Genomic DNA, 17,740 nt, shown 5'->3' with positions numbered 1-17,740 from the left:
AAATAGTAGTTTAGAAGCTGGCAAAACCAACCAGCATGAACTTAAGCAGTAAAATAGGTCTGTTTACAGGTCCTATACTATTTTTTATAATCATTTTTTTACCAAGTGTATTGATTTCAGATAATGCCGACGCCGTCATTGCCGTTGCACTATGGATGGTTGTATGGTGGGTTACAGAAGCGGTTTCTATTTCGGTAACCGCCCTACTGCCTTTATTACTCTTTCCAATTTTAAAGATTATGCCCATTGGTGATGTTGGTGCAAGCTACGGTAGCCCCATCGTTTTTTTATTCTTTGGCGGCTTTGTAATGGCACTGGCATTAGAGAAAGTAAATCTGCATAAAAGAATAGCACTCACTATCATTAAACTTACCGGTACTTCTGCCAATAAGGTAGTATTAGGTTTTATGATCGCTACTGCCGTACTGAGCATGTGGATCAGTAATACGGCAAGTACGGTAGTTATGTTACCGATCGCCATGTCGGTCATCAATCTTTTGATCGAAGATGAAGACGGATTCACTACAAGAGATCGCAATTTTGCCTTAAGTGTAATGCTTGGTATTGCCTTTTCTGCCAATGCGGGTGGTATTGCAACGGTTATTGGCACCCCTCCAAATTCTGTCTTAATAGGTTTACTTGAAAACCAATATCAAATAGAAATATCATTTTTAAAATGGATGACTATAGGGCTACCCGTTTCCCTTATCATGATTTCCATTTGTTACTTTGTTCTCGTAAAAGTCTTTTTCCCTACTCAGGGGTTAAAATTTAAGGCTTCAAAAACCATTATTCATGAGGAACTGGATAAATTAGGACCTACTTCCGGGAAGGAAAAAATGGTCTTATCCATTTTTGGAGTCACAATATTTTTGTGGGTGTTCAGAACATTGATCAATTCCATTTTCCCCAATTTAGGTCTATCGGATACCCTTATAAGTATTTTTGCCGCTATAGCGTTATTTACACTGCCGTATAATCTAAAAAAAGGAGATTTTATTTTAGAATGGAAAGACACCCAAAAACTGGCTTGGGGAATTTTAATACTATTTGGCGGTGGTCTATCACTGGCAAATGGCATGTCCGTTTCGGGTATTGTAGATTTGGTTGCCCAAGTTATCGCAGAAAGCAACCTAAGTATATTGCTTACGGCTTCTTTATTGATCGTTCTAATGCTATTTATGACAGAATTAATGAGCAATGTTGCTCTTGTTGCAGTATTAGCTCCTGTTGTTGCGGGAATAGCCATAGGGCTGGGTCTGCCCATAACCTATCTACTTATTCCCATCACTATTGCAAGTAGCTGTGCTTTCATGCTACCAATGGCCACGCCACCTAATGCCATAGTTTTCGCTAGCGGGTATATTAAGGTACATGAAATGGCACGCGCCGGAATAATTCTTAATCTTATAGCGGTTCTCTTACTGATCCTCTTATTTCAATTTTTTCTACCTCTTTTATTTTAATAAGAATTTATTATAAAAATAAAGCCCTTGCATATTGCAAAGGCTTTATAATCGACTAATTCAGAATGAAAAAATGTTTATTCCTATTTAAAAGACGCCTATTGATCATGATTGTTACAAATAGGCTTAAGAAATTATTAACTATTTGTTACAGATATTATTTCAATCTTTGAAAGATTACCTAACTAACTCACAAATGAAAAGAAAATTACTTGTAAAATTATTACTATTACTGTGTGTTTTTGGCTACCAGAATGCTGACGCCCAAATCTTCAAAAAGAAAAAGAAAAACACGGAACAAGAAGCTAACAAGCCTTCTAAAGATAAAATTCAACCTTATAACAAGGTTATAACAAAAGATGCCAAAAGTGATGCAGGTCTATTTACTACCCACGTAGTAGATGAAAATCACTATTTTGAAATTCCAGATTCCCTATTTAATAAAGAAATGCTGATGGTAAGTCGTATTTCCAAAACTGCATCGGGCATTGGTTTTGGTGGTGGAAAAATAAACACCCAAGTACTTCGCTGGGAAAAGAAAGATAAAAAAGTACTACTTCGTGTAGTATCCCATGATGTTGTTGCCGCAGATTCTTTACCGGTACATGAAGCCGTTGTAAATTCAAACTTTGAACCGGTTTTATTCTCTTTCGATATTAAAGCTATTCAGAAAGACTCGATCAACCCTACAACCGTAATCGAAGTAAACGATATTTTCACGAAGGACACCAAAGCTTTTGGTATGCCAGATAGATATCGCAAAAGATATAAAGTATCTCGTTTAGATGAAGGCAGAGGGTATATAGAATCCATTAAGAGTTACCCATTAAATGTTGAAGTACGCCATGTGAAAACGTATTTGGCGAGCAACCCACCTAGTAATTCTACCTTAGGTTCAATTTCTGTGGAAATCAACAACTCTATGGTACTATTACCTGAAGAACCTATGAAACGCAGATATTTTGATGAGCGTGTAGGTTGGTTTGCACGTGGTCAAGTAGATTATGGTCTAGATGCTCAAGAGAGCAAAACGATCAAGTTTTTAGATAGATGGCGCTTAGAGGTTAAAGATGAGGATATAGAGAAATTCAAAAATGGCGAACTAGTTGAACCAAAAAAGCAAATTGTATACTATGTAGATAGGGCTACACCTAGAAAATGGGTACCTTTTATTAAGCAAGGTATTGAAGATTGGCAAACCGCTTTTGAAGCTGCAGGTTTTAAGAACGCCATTATTGCAAAAGAACCACCTACAGTTGAGGAAGATCCAGAATGGTCTCCTGAAGATGTGCGTTATTCAGTGGTGCGTTATTTAGCATCGCCTATACCAAATGCCAATGGTCCGCATGTTAGCGATCCCCGCAGTGGTGAAATATTAGAATCTGATATTAATTGGTACCATAATGTAATGACCTTATTGAGAAACTGGTACTTTGTACAAACAGCAGCTATCAATCCTGCTGCCAGAGGTGTATCTTTTGATGATGAAGTTATGGGTCGCTTAATTAGATTTGTATCATCACATGAAGTTGGTCACACGCTTGGGCTTCCACATAATATGGGCAGTAGTGTTGCATACCCTGTAGACTCCCTTCGTTCTAAGACGTTTACCAAAAAATATGGTACGGCACCATCAATAATGGATTATGCCCGTTTTAACTACATTGCGCAACCTGGCGATGAAGGTGTTGCCTTAATGCCAGATATTGGGGTATATGATAAATATGCCATTCAATGGGGATACAAACCAATTTTAAACACTACAGCAGAAGAGGAAAAAGCTATTTTGGACCAGTGGATCTTAAAACATGCAGGTGACCCTCTTTACCGCTTTGGTCACCAACAAGTAGGTGATATAGTTGACCCAAGTTCACAGACCGAAGATTTGGGAGATGACGCTATGAAAGCTAGTGAATACGGTATTGCCAATTTAAAAAGAATTGTTCCCAAACTCATAGAGTGGACAGCAGAAGATGGTAAGAACTATGAAGACCTTGATAAACTTTATGGTCAAATATTCGCTCAGTTCAATAGATATATGGGCCATGTTTCCAATAATATTGGGGGCGTATATGAGCACCACAAAACCTATGACCAAGATGGCGCCGTTTATACCGCCGTACCTAAAGAACGCCAGCAAAGAGCCATGGCTTTTCTTCAAGAACAGTTATTTAATACTCCAATGTGGATGCTAGACCAAGATATTTTGGAGCGTACAGAGTACTCTGGCTTTTTAGAACAAATGCGGGCTATGCAAGTACGTACATTAAATAATATATTAAGCTTAGGCAAAATGGCAAGGTTGATAGAAAATGAAACAATGGATAAGTCCGAAGCTTATTCCCTTGCCCAAATGATGAGCGAATTAAGAAAAGGTATATGGTCTGAAACAAGGAGTGGCAAAACGGTAGATACCTATAGAAGGAACCTACAAAAAGCCCATATTGACCGTTTAGCATATTTGTTGACTGCAGAAAATCAAGCCAAGGCTTCGGATTTTGGTGGCTACAGAAAATCAACAGTTGTCAACACCAGTCAATCTGATATTCGAACCATTGCGAGAGCCGAATTGAATATTTTGAAGCGCGATATTAGAAACGCACGTAACAGAACCTCTGACTTGATGACAAAATATCATTACGACGATGTTTCTGAGCGTATTAACGATATTTTAGACCCTAAATAATTGCATGTAATTGTGGTCAAGATTTCAACGTTATCGATGAAAAACCAATATCATCGATGAATGAAATGTGTTAACCACATTTTAAATATTCTAGACATCAAAAAAAGCCCATTACACAACAATGGGCTTTTTCATGCGTTTATCTTTTTTAGATTAGTAAAGAATTTAAACCCCCAAATCATGACCAATAAAGTAAAAAGTCTTATCTACCTAGCATGTTTTATCTGTGCTTCTGTTGTTTATCACCAGAACACAAATGATACCGTTAAAGAAGATATTGTAACAAACACCTACGAACAAGAGGCTGACATCGTTATTAATCCATACAAAACGATGGAAGGACGAACACAGACCAATTAAAAAATTTAAAAAACATACCTACTTAAAAGCGCGGCCCAAAAGCCGCGCTTTTTAATTGTCATAATTTATCTTTTTCCGTTAAAAAACTATTAAAAATTAAATTACGCTTAAACCTAATTGAAAATTTCATGTCAAAGTAACAAATACATAAAAAAATAAACATGAAAAAATTAGTAATGGCCATATTGATTATGGCAGGCATAACTGCAACGGCACAAGATCACCAAAGAAAAGGAAAAAGAGGTGACATGAAAGATTTGACTCCTGAACAAGTAGCAACTATTCAGACCAAAAAAATGACTTTGGCCTTAGATCTTAATGAATCTCAACAAGGAAAAATCAAAGCAATACTTACTGAAGATGCCACTGCTCGAAAAACAAAAATGGAAGAGAGAAAAGCCCAAAAAGAGGAAGGTAAAAAAGTATTGACCGCAGAAGAAAAGTACGCTATGCAAAATGAGCGCTTAGACCATCAGATTGCCAGAAAAGAGCAAATGAAATCTATACTTGATGACGAGCAATATGAAAAATGGGAAAAAATGGACCATAGACGAAAAATGCGAGGTAAAAACAATGAAGGTAGAAAAGGAAAACGCTCTGCCAGACAATAGATGCTTATACAAACTCAAAAAAAAGACTTGCTTTCGGCAGGTCTTTTTTGCATTTAATCGATATCTCAAACTTTCCAAAACACCTTATAAACCAAGGCTAAACCCTTAAACCATACATTCATGGATGAAATTGCATATTTGACCAATAAATTTTAAGCTAACACCTTTATGCTTGTACTTAGAATCTTCAAATTGAAGACAGCAACATGCGTCTCAATTTAGATTTTAAGACACCAAACCATGATAGCAAAAAAAATAGGTTATTTATCTCTACTTATAACCTTTACTCTTTTAACCGGTTGCCAACAAGAACTTTACAAGTCTAATAACAAATTTAATATTCCGGAAAAAAGTACAGAGGAGCCTTTGGTTCAGTTTTTAATAGAGCCAACAAATTATAGCGCTATTTTAGAAACTGAAAACTTGGCAAAGGCTTTTGACTATTCTAAAATTGCACACAAAACGTTATGGGTAAATCAATTTAACGAAAAGTTGAATATTGCTCCAACCACAAGGGTCGTTACCGTTCATGAAACTGCAGGTTTAAGTACCGTTGCCATTGACAGTCTCTTAAAATTCGTTTCTAAAGGTGGAACCTTATTGATTACCAAAGCAGCAAAAGATGAACGTATGTCTTATTTTTTTGGCATGACCCCTGGGGCTGATTGGTCTACGAACAAAGTAGCTTCGGGCCTGTTCTTTAACAAACCTTTGTTTCCAGGTATGCAAGGTCGCGGCTTTGATAATGAAACAACCCATTTAGGTTTCAATACTTCCAATTTCTCCAGTAACGTTAATGTACTGGTATCTGCATATAATGATAATAATTACCCTGTTTTAGTTGAAAATCAAATTGGCAATGGTAAGGTCATCCTGTACAATTCATCTCAAGTACTTAAAAAAGAAATGAGGGGATTGTTATTTTCAGCCAGTTTGCTTGGACTTGAGGGCATACCTTACCCAATTGCAAATATTGGAACGCTTTTTCTTGATGATTTTCCATCGGCTGTTTATGACGAAAATGGTAAAGCCATAACCTTAAAAAATGGAGAGGGAAAATCTGAGTTCTTAAAAAAAGATTGGTGGCCTAAAATGAAAAAGTTTTCCCAAGAAGAAGATATAAAATTCTCTGCATATGTAACCTTTAATGCCGATGACAAGAACACCGGTGAGGCTAACTTTAAAAGTTGGGACCAGACTGGGCTACTGGATGGTAAAAATGAAGATGGCACCAATAAATGGATGACCAACGAGTTTACCAACCGTGGACATGAACTAGGTTTTAGAGGCTATAACGATCTTTCATTGTCCAAAGAATTATGGCAAGACACTGATTTAATTCTTGAAAATATTAAGGCGTCTGAGAAAAAATGGGAAGAAAATATATCCAAGTCCTTACCCACATCATATGTGGCACCAAATAATAAAATTGATAGTTTAGGACTAATATCATTAAAAAAAGGTTTTCCTAGTTTAAACTTTGTTCATACCTCTTTCTTAGGAGATTTGTATAAAGGTGGTAATAGGGAGTTTGACCCAGACCCATTGAACAATAGATTTTTTGATTATCCACGTTTAAGTAGCGGTTATACCATTTCAGATAAAGAATTATGGGCTATAGAGTCTACCTATCTATATACAGGAATTTGGTCTCACGCCTTAAGTACTGAAGATGCCGTTGAAATGGGAAATGCCGACAATGCAATCAATTCACTTAAAAATCATATTGCAGACTACAAGAATAGACACCCCCAAATGCAATTCTTAACCGCTAAAAAATCTACAGAGGCAGTTATGGATTGGCGCTATCAAAGTATTCGCCATTTAAGTTATGAAGGTCAGTATGAAGTCTCTAGTTCCTTAAACTCAGATGCCAATAAAGACTCTTATTGGTTAATGTACGTTAGCGAACATAACAATGTCAAAGTACATGAAAAATTATTCTTTGACCAGACAGAATTTAGCGCAACCCCATTTTTAAATGGTTTTCTATATAGCATTAAAACAAAGTCCCCAAATTTAAGTGTACCAGATATACGACCAGAAATTAGAACATTAATTGGTACAACCTCAACTTTAATCACCAATACAAATAACGATTATAAAGCTTATAACCGGAGTAAGCAAACCATGGTACCTTTAAAGAAAAAAATCAACAGATTGGTGGTTGAAGAAAAAACCAAAGAGGCAACAAACTTAATGGAAAAACTATTTGACAATAATAAATTCATTAACAGCCAAGAAATAGTTACTTATGCAGAAGGTATGGAGGCTCAGGGCAAAACCGAAGAGCTTTGGTCACAATTAGACCAACTATACCAAAAAAACCCATCAAGTTCTTATGCAGGTTTTTCTAGGGACATTAGTATTGTCAGTAATTACCCAACACCTACCATTAAAAAAATGTGGATAGAGAGACAGATGGAATGGGGACAAAATGACCCCGCCCTTCTTAAAGAATATTATCAAAATTTCAATACCGAAGACAATACCGAAATTATAGAACAAGTTCTTAGCGTTCTATATTCTTTAGAACCAACTGATGAGAACCAACATACATACTATGATTTTTTGGTAAAATCCAACAAAGATGATTTGCTACAGAAACTAGATGAGATAGAACCTTGTAGCATATCCAATAAAGATCTGGCCACTTCAATTAGTGAAGCATATGCAGAGAAACTTAATTTTGACAAGGCAGAACTTTGGCAAAAATGTGGGAATATTTCTCCAGAAGTGGTTAAGGAATGGAAAGAAAAAACAAAGACCATTGCAAGTAAGAAATTTACAGACTTTGAGTACTATCTAAGATATCTACTGGTCAATGATCCAGACAAAGCCTTAGAGGAAGCCCAAGAAATAGAGCCCTGTAGACCAGATTTAATTAGACTATCAAAGAACATTGCTCTTTTATTTGCGCAATACTCACAATACCAGAAAGCTTTAGATTGGAGCACGTGTACCAATACCATTGCTATTAAACATATTTTAGATTGGAATCTTGAATACGCCAATGGCCGGTATTTAAAACAAGTATATGCCAAACATATAGAAAAGAATCCTAGGGATTATAATACCATGAACCACATGGTGAAATTATTGTTACTAAAGGGTGATGTAGATGGTGCAGGTAAAATAGCCTTGAGCATACCACAGAATAAAATTGATCCCGATTTTAAAATTGCATTCAACAATGAGGTAAAATCTGAAACTAACGAAAAGCAATCTTTATATGTAAGCAAGTACAAAGTTTTAATGGATGACGCTATTGTAAAAAAATCTGAAATTGAAGCTAGAAAAAAGAAAGGGCACTCCATAGGACTTACCTCATCTGCTATTGCAGATGAATTTAACCCAACCTTATTCAATAATGCCTTCCATTTTGGTTTTTATAATACAAAACTCGACTTTCATAAATTCTCAATTGTTCAAGGTACCGCATATTCAGTTCTTAAGGACACTATAGTTCCTAATGATATTGATAGAGATTTACTAGGTGTTGCCTATCAATATAAAACAGAGTCCAATGAGAAGAATCCTTTTTCCGTCGGCGCCAAAGTAGAATTAGATAATTTTAATAAGGTATTCTTTCATTTTAATACCGGTATAGATTTTATTGGTGACAATAGTACATCATCATTAGCTTTAAAAGTACACCCCGTTACTACAGGACCGGGTTACGAATTAAACATTTACGATATTCAGGTAAAAGCAGCACAGGAGTTTGAATACTCATCTAACCTAGATCACCAATTTTATGTAAAAGCAGATTACTACACTGATAGTCAATACTACGCTATAGGTGGCACCAAAGTAGAGTATAATTTGCTGAATTTGGACAAATTTAAATTTGGTCCATTAATAGAAGGTGCTTACGGTGTTGGCTCTGAAGAGAGAAGAGATGGTTTTCCTTACTGGCTTACCGAAGATAGACTTTATGCCGGTGGAGGATTACAATTCACCATTGGTAACGAAGATTCAGATTTTAATTGGCAAAGCGACTTTTCACTTTTTGCCGAGCAGGAAGAAGATAGCTTTCAGCGTTATGAAGGTAAACTATCTTATAGAATCAAGAATTTTACAACCGTACATTTAAATTACTCCTATTTTACTATTGACCGGTTTTTCTCTAACACCGTTCAGCTGGGTATTCAGTATAATTTCAAATAATAAAGAAAGCCCTGAAAACAGGGCTTTTTTTAATTACCAATTTACAATATAATTGTTCTACTTATAATTCTATTTCTTTTAACGCATTGATAGTTGCATCTAAATCTTCGTAACTTAAAGCATCATTTAAAAAATAGCTTTCAAAAGCACTTGGGGGCAAGTAAATACCCTTATTCAACATACCGTGAAAATACTTTTTAAACGTTTCATTATTGCCCTTGGCAGATGAAGTAAAGTCCACTACTGGTTCATTGGTAAAATGAACGGAAATCATACTACCATATCGGTTAATTTGATGGTCAACATTCTTTTCTTTCAATACCTCTGCAATGCCCTTATGTAAGTATTCGGTTTTATCGGCAAGACTTTTAAATACCCCAGGGTTATTGTTCAATTCTGTCAACATTGCCAATCCGGCACTCATGGCAAGAGGATTACCACTTAAAGTACCAGCTTGATAAACGGGTCCGTCAGGAGCCAGATAATCCATTATCTCCGTTCTTGCAGCAAAGGCCCCTACAGGTAATCCACCACCGATTACTTTTCCGTAAGTGACTATATCCGCTTTTATACCAAGTACTTCTTGAGCCCCACCTTTCGCTAGACGAAAGCCTGTCATAACTTCATCAAAAATCAATAAAATTCCTTCTTGAGTACAGATTTCACGAAGTCCTTGAATAAATTCTTCCGTAGGTATTATACAACCCATATTACCTGCTATAGGCTCTATAATAATTGCTGCCAGTTCTCCTTTATTGGCTTTTACCAACTCCTTTACACTGCTCAAATCATTATAAACCGCCAACAACGTATCTTTTGCCGTACCCTGTGTTACACCCGGACTATTGGGACTACCAAAGGTAACCGCGCCACTACCCGCTTGAATCAAAAACGAATCTGAATGTCCGTGGTAACATCCGGCAAATTTTATTATTTTTTCTCTACCGGTAAAGCCTCTTGCCAAACGCACAGCACTCATACAAGCTTCTGTTCCACTATTGACAAACCTGATCTTATCCATATTGGGCACCATTGATATAGCCAATTTCGCCAGCTCTGTCTCAATTTCCGTAGGCATACCAAACGAAGTTCCGTTCTTAGCCTTTTCAACCACTGCATTAATTACAGGCTCATGGGCATGACCTAAAATTAAAGGGCCCCATGATGCTATGTAGTCTATAAGCTTATTACCATCTTCATCATACAAATAAGCTCCTTTTGCTTTTTTTACGAATATTGGATCACCACCAACTGCTTTAAATGCTCTTACAGGTGAATTTACGCCACCAGGTATATATTTCTTTGCCTCTGCAAACAAGGCACTACTTCTTTGATAAATCATATGCTCTATTGATTTTTTACTACTTTTTGACTTTAAGTGGCTGTCCAATTGACAGATCAGAGCTACGCAGATTATTCAACTGCATTAACTCATCTACACTTAAATAATATTTTTTGGACAAAGAGTACAGGGTATCTCCTTTTTGTACCGTATGAATATTGTCCGCACCAGTAACCACCACCGTATTATCAGTATAACCAGCCTTTTTTATTTGCTTGTCATACTTATGCAGATCATACTTCTCTATTAAATAAATTAATTTCTGCGGATACTTTGGATCTGTGGCATAACCAGCTTTACGCAAACCCCTTGCCCAACCTTTATAGTCTGTATGTCTCAAATTGAACAAGAACGCATACCTGGACCTCGTTGTTAAAAATATACTATGGTCTCTAAAGGAATACATAGGATGATTGTATTTTCTAAAACATTCCCCTTTTTCATCGTCATCATGAAAATCGTAATCACCTTCCCACCCTTTGTGGCATTTAATACCAAAATGATTGTTGGTTTTCATAGCCAATTCTCCTTTACCATTACCGCTCTCCAATAATCCCTGCGCCAAAGTAATACTTGCCGGTATACCATACCCCATCATTTCTAATTGGGCAGTTTCAGCAAAAGTTTCTATGTATTCGGTTGGTGAGTCTATTTTAAACCTAATAAATTTTGAAGGCTCAGCAGGCAAATCTGCCTTTTCCCCTTTATTAGGACTATCCGCTTTAGCGTTTCTTCGCTCATTTTGAACATTCTTGGTTCGTAATTGATCCGAATATCTTTTTTTCGATTTACATGAAGTAAGCGCCACGCCCACCAACAAAATCAATAAAATTATCTTTTTCATATATGCAACAAAGGTAAATTTTTCTTTTTCAGTATACTATTCATACCAGTAATACCTTGCAGACCACCAGTATGAATTGCCAAAATTTTTGATCCTGGCACAAAAGTATCATGCTGGATCATTTGACACAACCCAAACATCATTTTTCCGGTATAAACGGGATCTAAAGGAATTTGCGTTTTTGCTTTAAACTCATTGATGAACTTTACCAATTCTTCCGTTATTTTAGCATAGCCGCCAAAATGAAAATCATCATTTATTTGCCAATTATCTTTCTGTACCAACTTCTCTATTTCAGACTTCAAAAAAGCTCCTTTTAATGCTGAAAAACCAATGATTTGCTGCTTAGCAAAAGAAGCATTGATCAACCCAGACACAGTACCACCAGTACCCACACTAGCACAAACACAATTGAATAGTTCATCTTCTTTGGTTAAAATTTCTTCACACCCTTTTATCGCCAAACTATTCGTACCTCCTTCCGGCACAAGATAAAAATCCCCAAACTCCCTTCTTAATAGGTCAATAAACTTTGAATCTTCTTTTTGTCTATATTCTTCTCTACTGATAAATTTGAATTGCATGCCATCTTCATGGGCTTTATGTAAAGTTGCATTTTGCCGCCAAGTATGTTCCAGCTCTTGACCACGAATAATTCCAATAGCATTAAATCCCTTTTCTCTTGCGGCGTAAGCTGTCGCGGCAATATGATTGGAAAATGCCCCGCCAAAAGTCAATAACGTGTTCTTACCTTCCGCTTGGGCAGCCAATATATTATACTTGAGCTTTCTAAATTTATTACCAGATATAAACGGATGTAGTAGATCTTCGCGCTTTAGTACTACTGTAACATTCTTTTCAGCGAATAAGGGAAGTTCAACAAGTTGATTGATGCTATGCAAGAAGGGCGATTTTTAACGCCAAAGATATTTAATAAAGCTAAAGGTTTTGCGATTGGACAAATAATCCATATCATTTTCATGCATGTAAGCTTCTCTCTCAAAGCTGAGATTTTGATAAGCTTTATAGGTATCCAAATAACAAACGGCTCTAATTGCCCACTCTGTAAGGTAAAGTATATAAAAAGGTAGGATCAATAATTCTTGCTGCTGACGCAAATGAATTTTCTCGTGATTTATAAGTACATCATCATTTTTTAAACTTCCATTTTTTAGAAATATGAAAGGCCAAAGTGAAAGACCCACATAATTTTTATAGAAGAAATGTCTAAATACCAGAATCATAGAATTACTTTGGTAATACTATTACAAAGATAAAGCCAAAAATAGTTCAACTAAAAATTACCAGTTTTTATTGCCAACAAAACCGATTAATGGTTAAAATAGGGCTAAAGTACTTATGTATATAACTTGAACAGATTACACAACAAGGTTATCAACATAAAGAAGTAACTTTATATTCCTAAATAGTATGTTTTACGATGAAGAAAATAATTCCTATCGAGGAGGGAGATTTTTACTGGTCTGAGAACGGTTATAGGGTCTTTACCAAACAATATCATCTTAAGCGAGGTTATTGTTGTGAAAGCGGTTGTAGACATTGTCCTTATGGTTATGATCCAAAAACAAATACCCAATAAGTTTTAACATAGCTCGGCATGATATTTGTGATTATTTCAACTAGAGAAAATTAAGTACTTAAAATATATAACGTTATGAAAAACATCAAACTACTTGGCTTACCGCTAATTCTTTTAGTTTTTATTACCTCCTGTTCATCTGTAAGCGTACTTTCAGATTATGACCAGAAAGCTGATTTTAATGGTTATAAAACATATGCATTTTATAAAACAGGAATAGACAAAGCACAAATATCCGACTTGGACAAAAAACGAATTCTACGCGCTATTGAAACCGAAATGAGCTCTAGAGGTTTCGTAAAATCTGAAAAGCCAGATTTATTGGTCAGTATTTTTACCAAAGAGCAAGAACGCGTTGATGTTTATAATAACAACTACGGTTGGGGCGGTGCCTGGGGATGGGGTTACAACCCATGGGCTTGGGGACCTGGTTTTGGCTGGGGCGGCACTAGCGTAAGTGCCAGCACACAGGGTTCTCTTTATATTGACCTAATAGATAACAATACAAACGAACTGGTATGGCAAGGTAAAGGTGTGGGAACACTATCCAACACCAAGAATATTGCCAAAAAAGAAGAACGAATTAGAGAATTTGTATCTCAAATTCTAGAGCAATACCCACCTAATGCGGTTGCAATGAAATAATAAACACATATTATAAAAAAGGCTTGCAGATGAAATCATCTGCAAGCCTTTTTTATTTACAATAATGGAAAATGCGTATCGTTCTTTACCTCATTTAAAACAAAAGCGCTCTTAACACCACCAATACTTGGTAAAGAAGCTATCTTAAATTTTGCGAAATTATAATAAGCATCAAGGTTGGCCACTACAACTTTAAGGAGAAAATCAAACTCGCCACCAACTACAAAGCATTCTACCACTTCAGGATACTTTTTTACCTGCTCAAAAAAATCATCCATCATTGCGCCTTTTTGAGCCTCTAAAGAAACAAAGCTAAAAACCGTTATGCTATCCTCAATTTTGTCCTTATCCAAAATAGCTACATAGTTCTTTATAAACCCATCATGCTCAAGACGTTTAATACGTTCATATACTGGGGTTTTTGTCATTCCAAGTTGCTCTGCAATTGCCTTGACACCAATTTTTGCATCTTTCTGCAAAATCTTTAATATCTCCCTATCTATAAAATCTAATTTTTCCATCAAAATATTTTCCTGATTAATGGTCCCTCGAGAACCCTATAAAGTAATAATTACTTTTATATTATCAATTTAAAGTCTTATTTCCTAATTTAATTAAATTTAACATTTAATTAGTCCTATAATTCTATATTTAATAGAAATAATATAGGCTTTAAAAGTATAATTATGGGCGAAATAACTTCTACATATGAAAGCAATCCTATTTTGGATAAACTTCCTTCACATTTAAGGCAATACATTAAACCTCAAAACTATGAGGATTACACCCCTATAAACCAAGCTGTTTGGAGATATGTGATGCGCAAAAATGTAGATTACCTTAGCCAAGTTGCCCATAAATCATATACGGAAGGCTTACGTAAAACAGGCATCTCTATAGACAACATCCCAAACATGTACGGCATGAACCGTATATTAAAAGATTTAGGCTGGGCCGCCGTTGCTGTAGATGGCTTTATTCCGCCCGCCGCTTTTATGGAGTTCCAAGCCTACAATGTTCTAGTTATAGCCTCTGATATTCGCCAATTAGAGAATATTGCCTATACCCCTGCCCCAGATATCATTCATGAAGGAGCGGGCCATGCGCCTATTATTGCCAACCCTGAATATGCTGCATATTTAAGACGTTTTGGTGAAATCGGCTGTAAAGCTATATCCAGTGCTAAAGATTTTGAATTATACGAAGCTGTACGCCATTTATCCATTATCAAAGAAGCTAAAGGCACACCAATAGAAGAAATTCAAAAGTCTGAAAACCATATTGAATTTCTTCAGGACAATATGGGTGAACCCAGCGAAATGGCACTTATTAGAAACTTGCATTGGTGGACCGTGGAATACGGACTCATAGGAACATTAGAAGACCCTAAGATTTACGGAGCGGGACTTTTATCCTCTATTGGTGAAAGCCAGTGGTGCATGACAGAGAATGTAAAAAAACTGCCTTATTCCATTGAAGCGGCAAGAACCTCTTTTGATATCACCAAACCTCAACCACAACTTTTTGTTACTCCAGATTTTGCTTTTTTGAGTCAGGTTCTTGAAGACTTTGCAAATACAATGGCTTTACGAAAGGGTGGACTTTCAGGCTTTCAGAAACTTATAGACTCAAAAGAACTAGGAACAATTGAACTAAGTACTGGATTACAAGTATCCGGTAATTTTGAATCATTGATATCTCATGAAGGCAAACCTATATACTTTCAAACGAAGGGTAAATCTGCTTTAGCATACCGAGAAAAAGAGTTGGTAGGGCAAGATATCAATCAGCATGAAACCGGTTTTGGATCACCAATAGGACGACTTAAAGGCATTAACATACCCATTGAGGATATGAGTCCGCGCGACCTTAAAGCATATAAGATTTATGAAGGTGAAATTGTTTCGTTAGATTTTATTGGCGGAATCAATGTTACCGGTAAAATAGTTACTGGCACACGTAATCTTCAAGGTAGAATTATCTTAATTACTTTTGAAAATTGTAAGGTAACCCACAATGAAACCACCCTTTTTGAATCTAACGATGAACTGTACAATATGGCAATTGGTGAAGACATAGTTTCCGCCTACCATGGTCCCGCAGATTTGCATAGTTTTGACCTTTTAGACCATTCCCTAAGCCCTAGTAGTGTCAACAAAGATCAAGAAGGTTTAAATGAACTAGAATCTTATTATAAGACAATCAGGGATTTTAGAGAGGGAAAAAATACCATTGTTTCCAGAACAAAAATTTTTCAGGAAATACAGGAAAAATACCCAACAGATTGGTTATTGCCCGTGGAAATTTATGAACTGGCCATTAAAAGTAATGATGACAAACTAGCAAAAAATATAGAGCGGCATCTTGAAAACATTAAACTTGACCAACCCAAACTAGGGCAATTAATTGATGACGGAATAGCATTAGCTACGGTAAAATCCCTGGTTTAATTTCTTGCAATGCCTCTAATGATTCAATGGTCTGTTCTTGGTAGGTTAATTGCCAACCCATAGAATTGGTAAGAATATAAAACTTCTGCAGCTCACTAATTAGTCTATTCTCCGCATTGCCCAATAATGAAGAAGCTTGCACTTTTTTCATTAATGATGCATTTACCGTTTTCTTTATTTTATTATAATCGGCAGCATCAAACTGGTTCAAATAATCTGCGGTAACATCGTAGTATTCAAAATCTGGATTTAACTTAACTTCTGCATTTGGAATACTATTGATTTTAACTGTTTTTGTGGTTTCATCAACTTCAAATTCAATCTTACCTAAATCATAAGCCACGGTTACATCTGCATTTACCACAACCAATGCCTTTTTTTCTGCCCGCAATAACGGACCAAAAAGTTCTTTCGAATCTTTATAATTGTACACTTCCGCAAAATGCCCCTCAGTTACCACCAACTTGGAAACGTTGGTGATTTCTTGTTGAATGAGCATGGAGTTTTCTTTAAGAATAGATTTATCTTCCTTACCATCATTGCAGGAACGAACCACCAATACAATTGCTAAAGTAATTAGAACACCTGCAATAAATTTTTTCATGCCTTTGAAATTTTGAAATCCATAAATGGATACTCTTTCTGTATATGCGTAATCTTTCTACGTAACGATGTTAAAAAATTTTTATGTGCTTCACTATCGGGATTAAAAGGTCGATGTTGCAATCCACGTTGAATTTCATCAACTTTTTTCATGTGATTGTCCATACTATCTTTAATCCAAACTAATCTAAACTTCTCCCAGATATACTCTATTGCCGTCTCATTGGGGTGAATCATATCTTTGGCGTAAAAACGATAATCACGTAACTCATCCATCATTAATTCATAACTAGGAAAATAAGATACCCTATCCTCATTCAATACCTGATGAATGGCGGCAATAAGATGTGCTTTACTTCTTTGATTCTCCAGGAATCCGTCCTTTAAGTGCCTAACAGGTGATACCGTAAATATAAATTGTACTGAAGGATTTATAGATTGTACAAATGTGATAACTCGTTTTAAACTCTCTACTACGTCTTCAACGCTTAACAGCTCTTTAGTAAAATTAGACTGCGGTACTTTATGGCAATTTGCTACTACTTTATTGCTAGAAGTCTTGCGGTACACCCAAGCGGTACCTAAAGTGATAATGATATGACTAGCTGTATTTAATTGTGTTGAAGTTCTACTTATTGCATTATTTAAATCTTCAATAATTTGTGCTTTGGACGGATTACTTAAGCTAGAATGCGCATCAAAACTATGCCATTGTTCATTCTGGTTAAACACATCTTCTTCAGTAAAGAATTCTTGATTGACAGACTTTTCAATTAACCTTTCAATTGCCAAAGGATGAAACAATATCCCAAACGGATTCTGTATTCCTTGAAATTTGTAATAAGATAGCTTAGCCCCTATATTTTCAGAAAAACAAGAGCCCAACAATAATAACTGACTAGAGTAGTCAATAGGATTATTAGCTTTAGATAAAGGTATTTCAGTTAAGAGATTCATTTTTTG

General features: G+C 36.0%; 15 protein-coding genes. 8 read left to right on the top strand and 7 right to left on the bottom strand.

Annotated elements, in window-relative coordinates; translation table 11 throughout:
* Positions 1-35 precede the first annotated feature (35 nt).
* From B2Z27_RS11130 to B2Z27_RS11110, 5 genes are all read left to right on the top strand, one after another.
* The gene (locus B2Z27_RS11130; protein ID WP_286813710.1) at positions 36-1,466 is read left to right on the top strand and encodes an SLC13 family permease; all 1,431 of its coding nucleotides are present in this window, start codon (positions 36-38) and stop codon (positions 1,464-1,466) included.
* A gap of 196 nt (positions 1,467-1,662) precedes the next feature.
* Entirely contained in the window at positions 1,663-4,152 is a 2,490-nt protein-coding gene (locus tag B2Z27_RS11125) for a zinc-dependent metalloprotease (protein ID WP_286813709.1), read from the top strand.
* Between the two features lie 180 nt (positions 4,153-4,332).
* Positions 4,333-4,512, top strand: a complete 180-nt coding sequence (locus B2Z27_RS11120) for a hypothetical protein (protein ID WP_139254354.1) — start codon at positions 4,333-4,335, stop codon at positions 4,510-4,512.
* A gap of 161 nt (positions 4,513-4,673) precedes the next feature.
* The gene (locus B2Z27_RS11115; RefSeq protein WP_091608843.1) at positions 4,674-5,123 is read left to right on the top strand and encodes a hypothetical protein; all 450 of its coding nucleotides are present in this window, start codon (positions 4,674-4,676) and stop codon (positions 5,121-5,123) included.
* A 240-nt stretch (positions 5,124-5,363) separates the two neighbouring features.
* The gene (locus tag B2Z27_RS11110; RefSeq protein ID WP_286813708.1) at positions 5,364-9,293 is read left to right on the top strand and encodes a DUF2194 domain-containing protein; all 3,930 of its coding nucleotides are present in this window, start codon (positions 5,364-5,366) and stop codon (positions 9,291-9,293) included.
* Between the two features lie 61 nt (positions 9,294-9,354).
* Here B2Z27_RS11110 and hemL read toward each other — a convergent pair whose 3' ends face one another.
* The 4 genes from hemL to B2Z27_RS11090 are packed head-to-tail and all read right to left on the bottom strand — an operon-like array spanning position 9,355 to position 12,723.
* Entirely contained in the window at positions 9,355-10,635 is a 1,281-nt protein-coding gene (hemL, locus tag B2Z27_RS11105; RefSeq protein ID WP_286813707.1) for a glutamate-1-semialdehyde 2,1-aminomutase, read from the bottom strand.
* A gap of 19 nt (positions 10,636-10,654) precedes the next feature.
* Positions 10,655-11,479 (bottom strand): glucosaminidase domain-containing protein, encoded by an 825-nt coding sequence (locus B2Z27_RS11100; protein WP_286813706.1) that lies wholly within the window; start codon positions 11,477-11,479, stop codon positions 10,655-10,657.
* Complete coding sequence (locus B2Z27_RS11095; RefSeq protein ID WP_414673392.1) at positions 11,476-12,372, bottom strand: 1-aminocyclopropane-1-carboxylate deaminase/D-cysteine desulfhydrase; 897 nt, start codon at positions 12,370-12,372, stop codon at positions 11,476-11,478. Before B2Z27_RS11095 ends, B2Z27_RS11100 begins: the two co-directional genes overlap by 4 nt.
* Before the next feature lie 21 nt (positions 12,373-12,393).
* A complete protein-coding gene (locus B2Z27_RS11090; RefSeq protein WP_058105230.1) occupies positions 12,394-12,723 on the bottom strand; it encodes a hypothetical protein in 330 nt (109 codons plus the stop codon).
* Between the two features lie 197 nt (positions 12,724-12,920).
* Here B2Z27_RS11090 and B2Z27_RS11085 point away from each other — a divergent pair, with 197 nt between their 5' ends.
* Both B2Z27_RS11085 and B2Z27_RS11080 read left to right on the top strand, forming a co-directional pair.
* Positions 12,921-13,079 (top strand): DUF5522 domain-containing protein, encoded by a 159-nt coding sequence (locus tag B2Z27_RS11085; protein WP_167342570.1) that lies wholly within the window; start codon positions 12,921-12,923, stop codon positions 13,077-13,079.
* Positions 13,080-13,154: 75 nt separating this feature from the next.
* The gene (locus tag B2Z27_RS11080; protein WP_286813704.1) at positions 13,155-13,724 is read left to right on the top strand and encodes a DUF4136 domain-containing protein; all 570 of its coding nucleotides are present in this window, start codon (positions 13,155-13,157) and stop codon (positions 13,722-13,724) included.
* 56 nt (positions 13,725-13,780) lie between these two features.
* Here B2Z27_RS11080 and B2Z27_RS11075 read toward each other — a convergent pair whose 3' ends face one another.
* Positions 13,781-14,245: an Lrp/AsnC family transcriptional regulator gene (locus B2Z27_RS11075; protein ID WP_286813703.1), complete on the bottom strand. Its 465-nt coding sequence runs from the start codon at positions 14,243-14,245 to the stop codon at positions 13,781-13,783.
* Between the two features lie 165 nt (positions 14,246-14,410).
* Here B2Z27_RS11075 and B2Z27_RS11070 point away from each other — a divergent pair, with 165 nt between their 5' ends.
* A complete protein-coding gene (locus B2Z27_RS11070) occupies positions 14,411-16,174 on the top strand; it encodes an aromatic amino acid hydroxylase (protein ID WP_286813702.1) in 1,764 nt (587 codons plus the stop codon).
* On the opposite strand, the gene B2Z27_RS11065 is transcribed toward B2Z27_RS11070, so the two are convergent.
* Positions 16,152-16,778 (bottom strand): DUF4230 domain-containing protein, encoded by a 627-nt coding sequence (locus B2Z27_RS11065; protein ID WP_286813701.1) that lies wholly within the window; start codon positions 16,776-16,778, stop codon positions 16,152-16,154. The two genes, B2Z27_RS11070 and B2Z27_RS11065, sit on opposite strands and share 23 nt — an antisense overlap.
* Positions 16,775-17,734 (bottom strand): GSCFA domain-containing protein, encoded by a 960-nt coding sequence (locus B2Z27_RS11060; RefSeq protein WP_286813700.1) that lies wholly within the window; start codon positions 17,732-17,734, stop codon positions 16,775-16,777. The genes B2Z27_RS11065 and B2Z27_RS11060 overlap by 4 nt, the downstream gene beginning before the upstream one ends.
* Between the last annotated feature and the right edge of the window lie 6 nt (positions 17,735-17,740).

This window comes from Maribacter sp. UBA3344, from assembly GCF_002362375.1.
GTDB lineage: Bacteria > Bacteroidota > Bacteroidia > Flavobacteriales > Flavobacteriaceae > Maribacter > Maribacter dokdonensis.
The sequence above is the reverse complement of the archived record's forward strand: the minus strand, read 5'-3'. Positions and strand labels throughout refer to the sequence as shown.

Coding starts and splice junctions, on each gene's coding strand:
- B2Z27_RS11130 (WP_286813710.1), top strand. CDS start 36: ATGAACTTAAGCAGTAAAATAGGTCTGTTTACAGGTCCTATACTATTT.
- B2Z27_RS11125 (WP_286813709.1), top strand. CDS start 1,663: ATGAAAAGAAAATTACTTGTAAAATTATTACTATTACTGTGTGTTTTT.
- B2Z27_RS11120 (WP_139254354.1), top strand. CDS start 4,333: ATGACCAATAAAGTAAAAAGTCTTATCTACCTAGCATGTTTTATCTGT.
- B2Z27_RS11115 (WP_091608843.1), top strand. CDS start 4,674: ATGAAAAAATTAGTAATGGCCATATTGATTATGGCAGGCATAACTGCA.
- B2Z27_RS11110 (WP_286813708.1), top strand. CDS start 5,364: ATGATAGCAAAAAAAATAGGTTATTTATCTCTACTTATAACCTTTACT.
- hemL (WP_286813707.1), bottom strand. CDS start 10,635: ATGATTTATCAAAGAAGTAGTGCCTTGTTTGCAGAGGCAAAGAAATAT.
- B2Z27_RS11100 (WP_286813706.1), bottom strand. CDS start 11,479: ATGAAAAAGATAATTTTATTGATTTTGTTGGTGGGCGTGGCGCTTACT.
- B2Z27_RS11090 (WP_058105230.1), bottom strand. CDS start 12,723: ATGATTCTGGTATTTAGACATTTCTTCTATAAAAATTATGTGGGTCTT.
- B2Z27_RS11085 (WP_167342570.1), top strand. CDS start 12,921: ATGAAGAAAATAATTCCTATCGAGGAGGGAGATTTTTACTGGTCTGAG.
- B2Z27_RS11080 (WP_286813704.1), top strand. CDS start 13,155: ATGAAAAACATCAAACTACTTGGCTTACCGCTAATTCTTTTAGTTTTT.
- B2Z27_RS11075 (WP_286813703.1), bottom strand. CDS start 14,245: ATGGAAAAATTAGATTTTATAGATAGGGAGATATTAAAGATTTTGCAG.
- B2Z27_RS11070 (WP_286813702.1), top strand. CDS start 14,411: ATGGGCGAAATAACTTCTACATATGAAAGCAATCCTATTTTGGATAAA.
- B2Z27_RS11065 (WP_286813701.1), bottom strand. CDS start 16,778: ATGAAAAAATTTATTGCAGGTGTTCTAATTACTTTAGCAATTGTATTG.
- B2Z27_RS11060 (WP_286813700.1), bottom strand. CDS start 17,734: ATGAATCTCTTAACTGAAATACCTTTATCTAAAGCTAATAATCCTATT.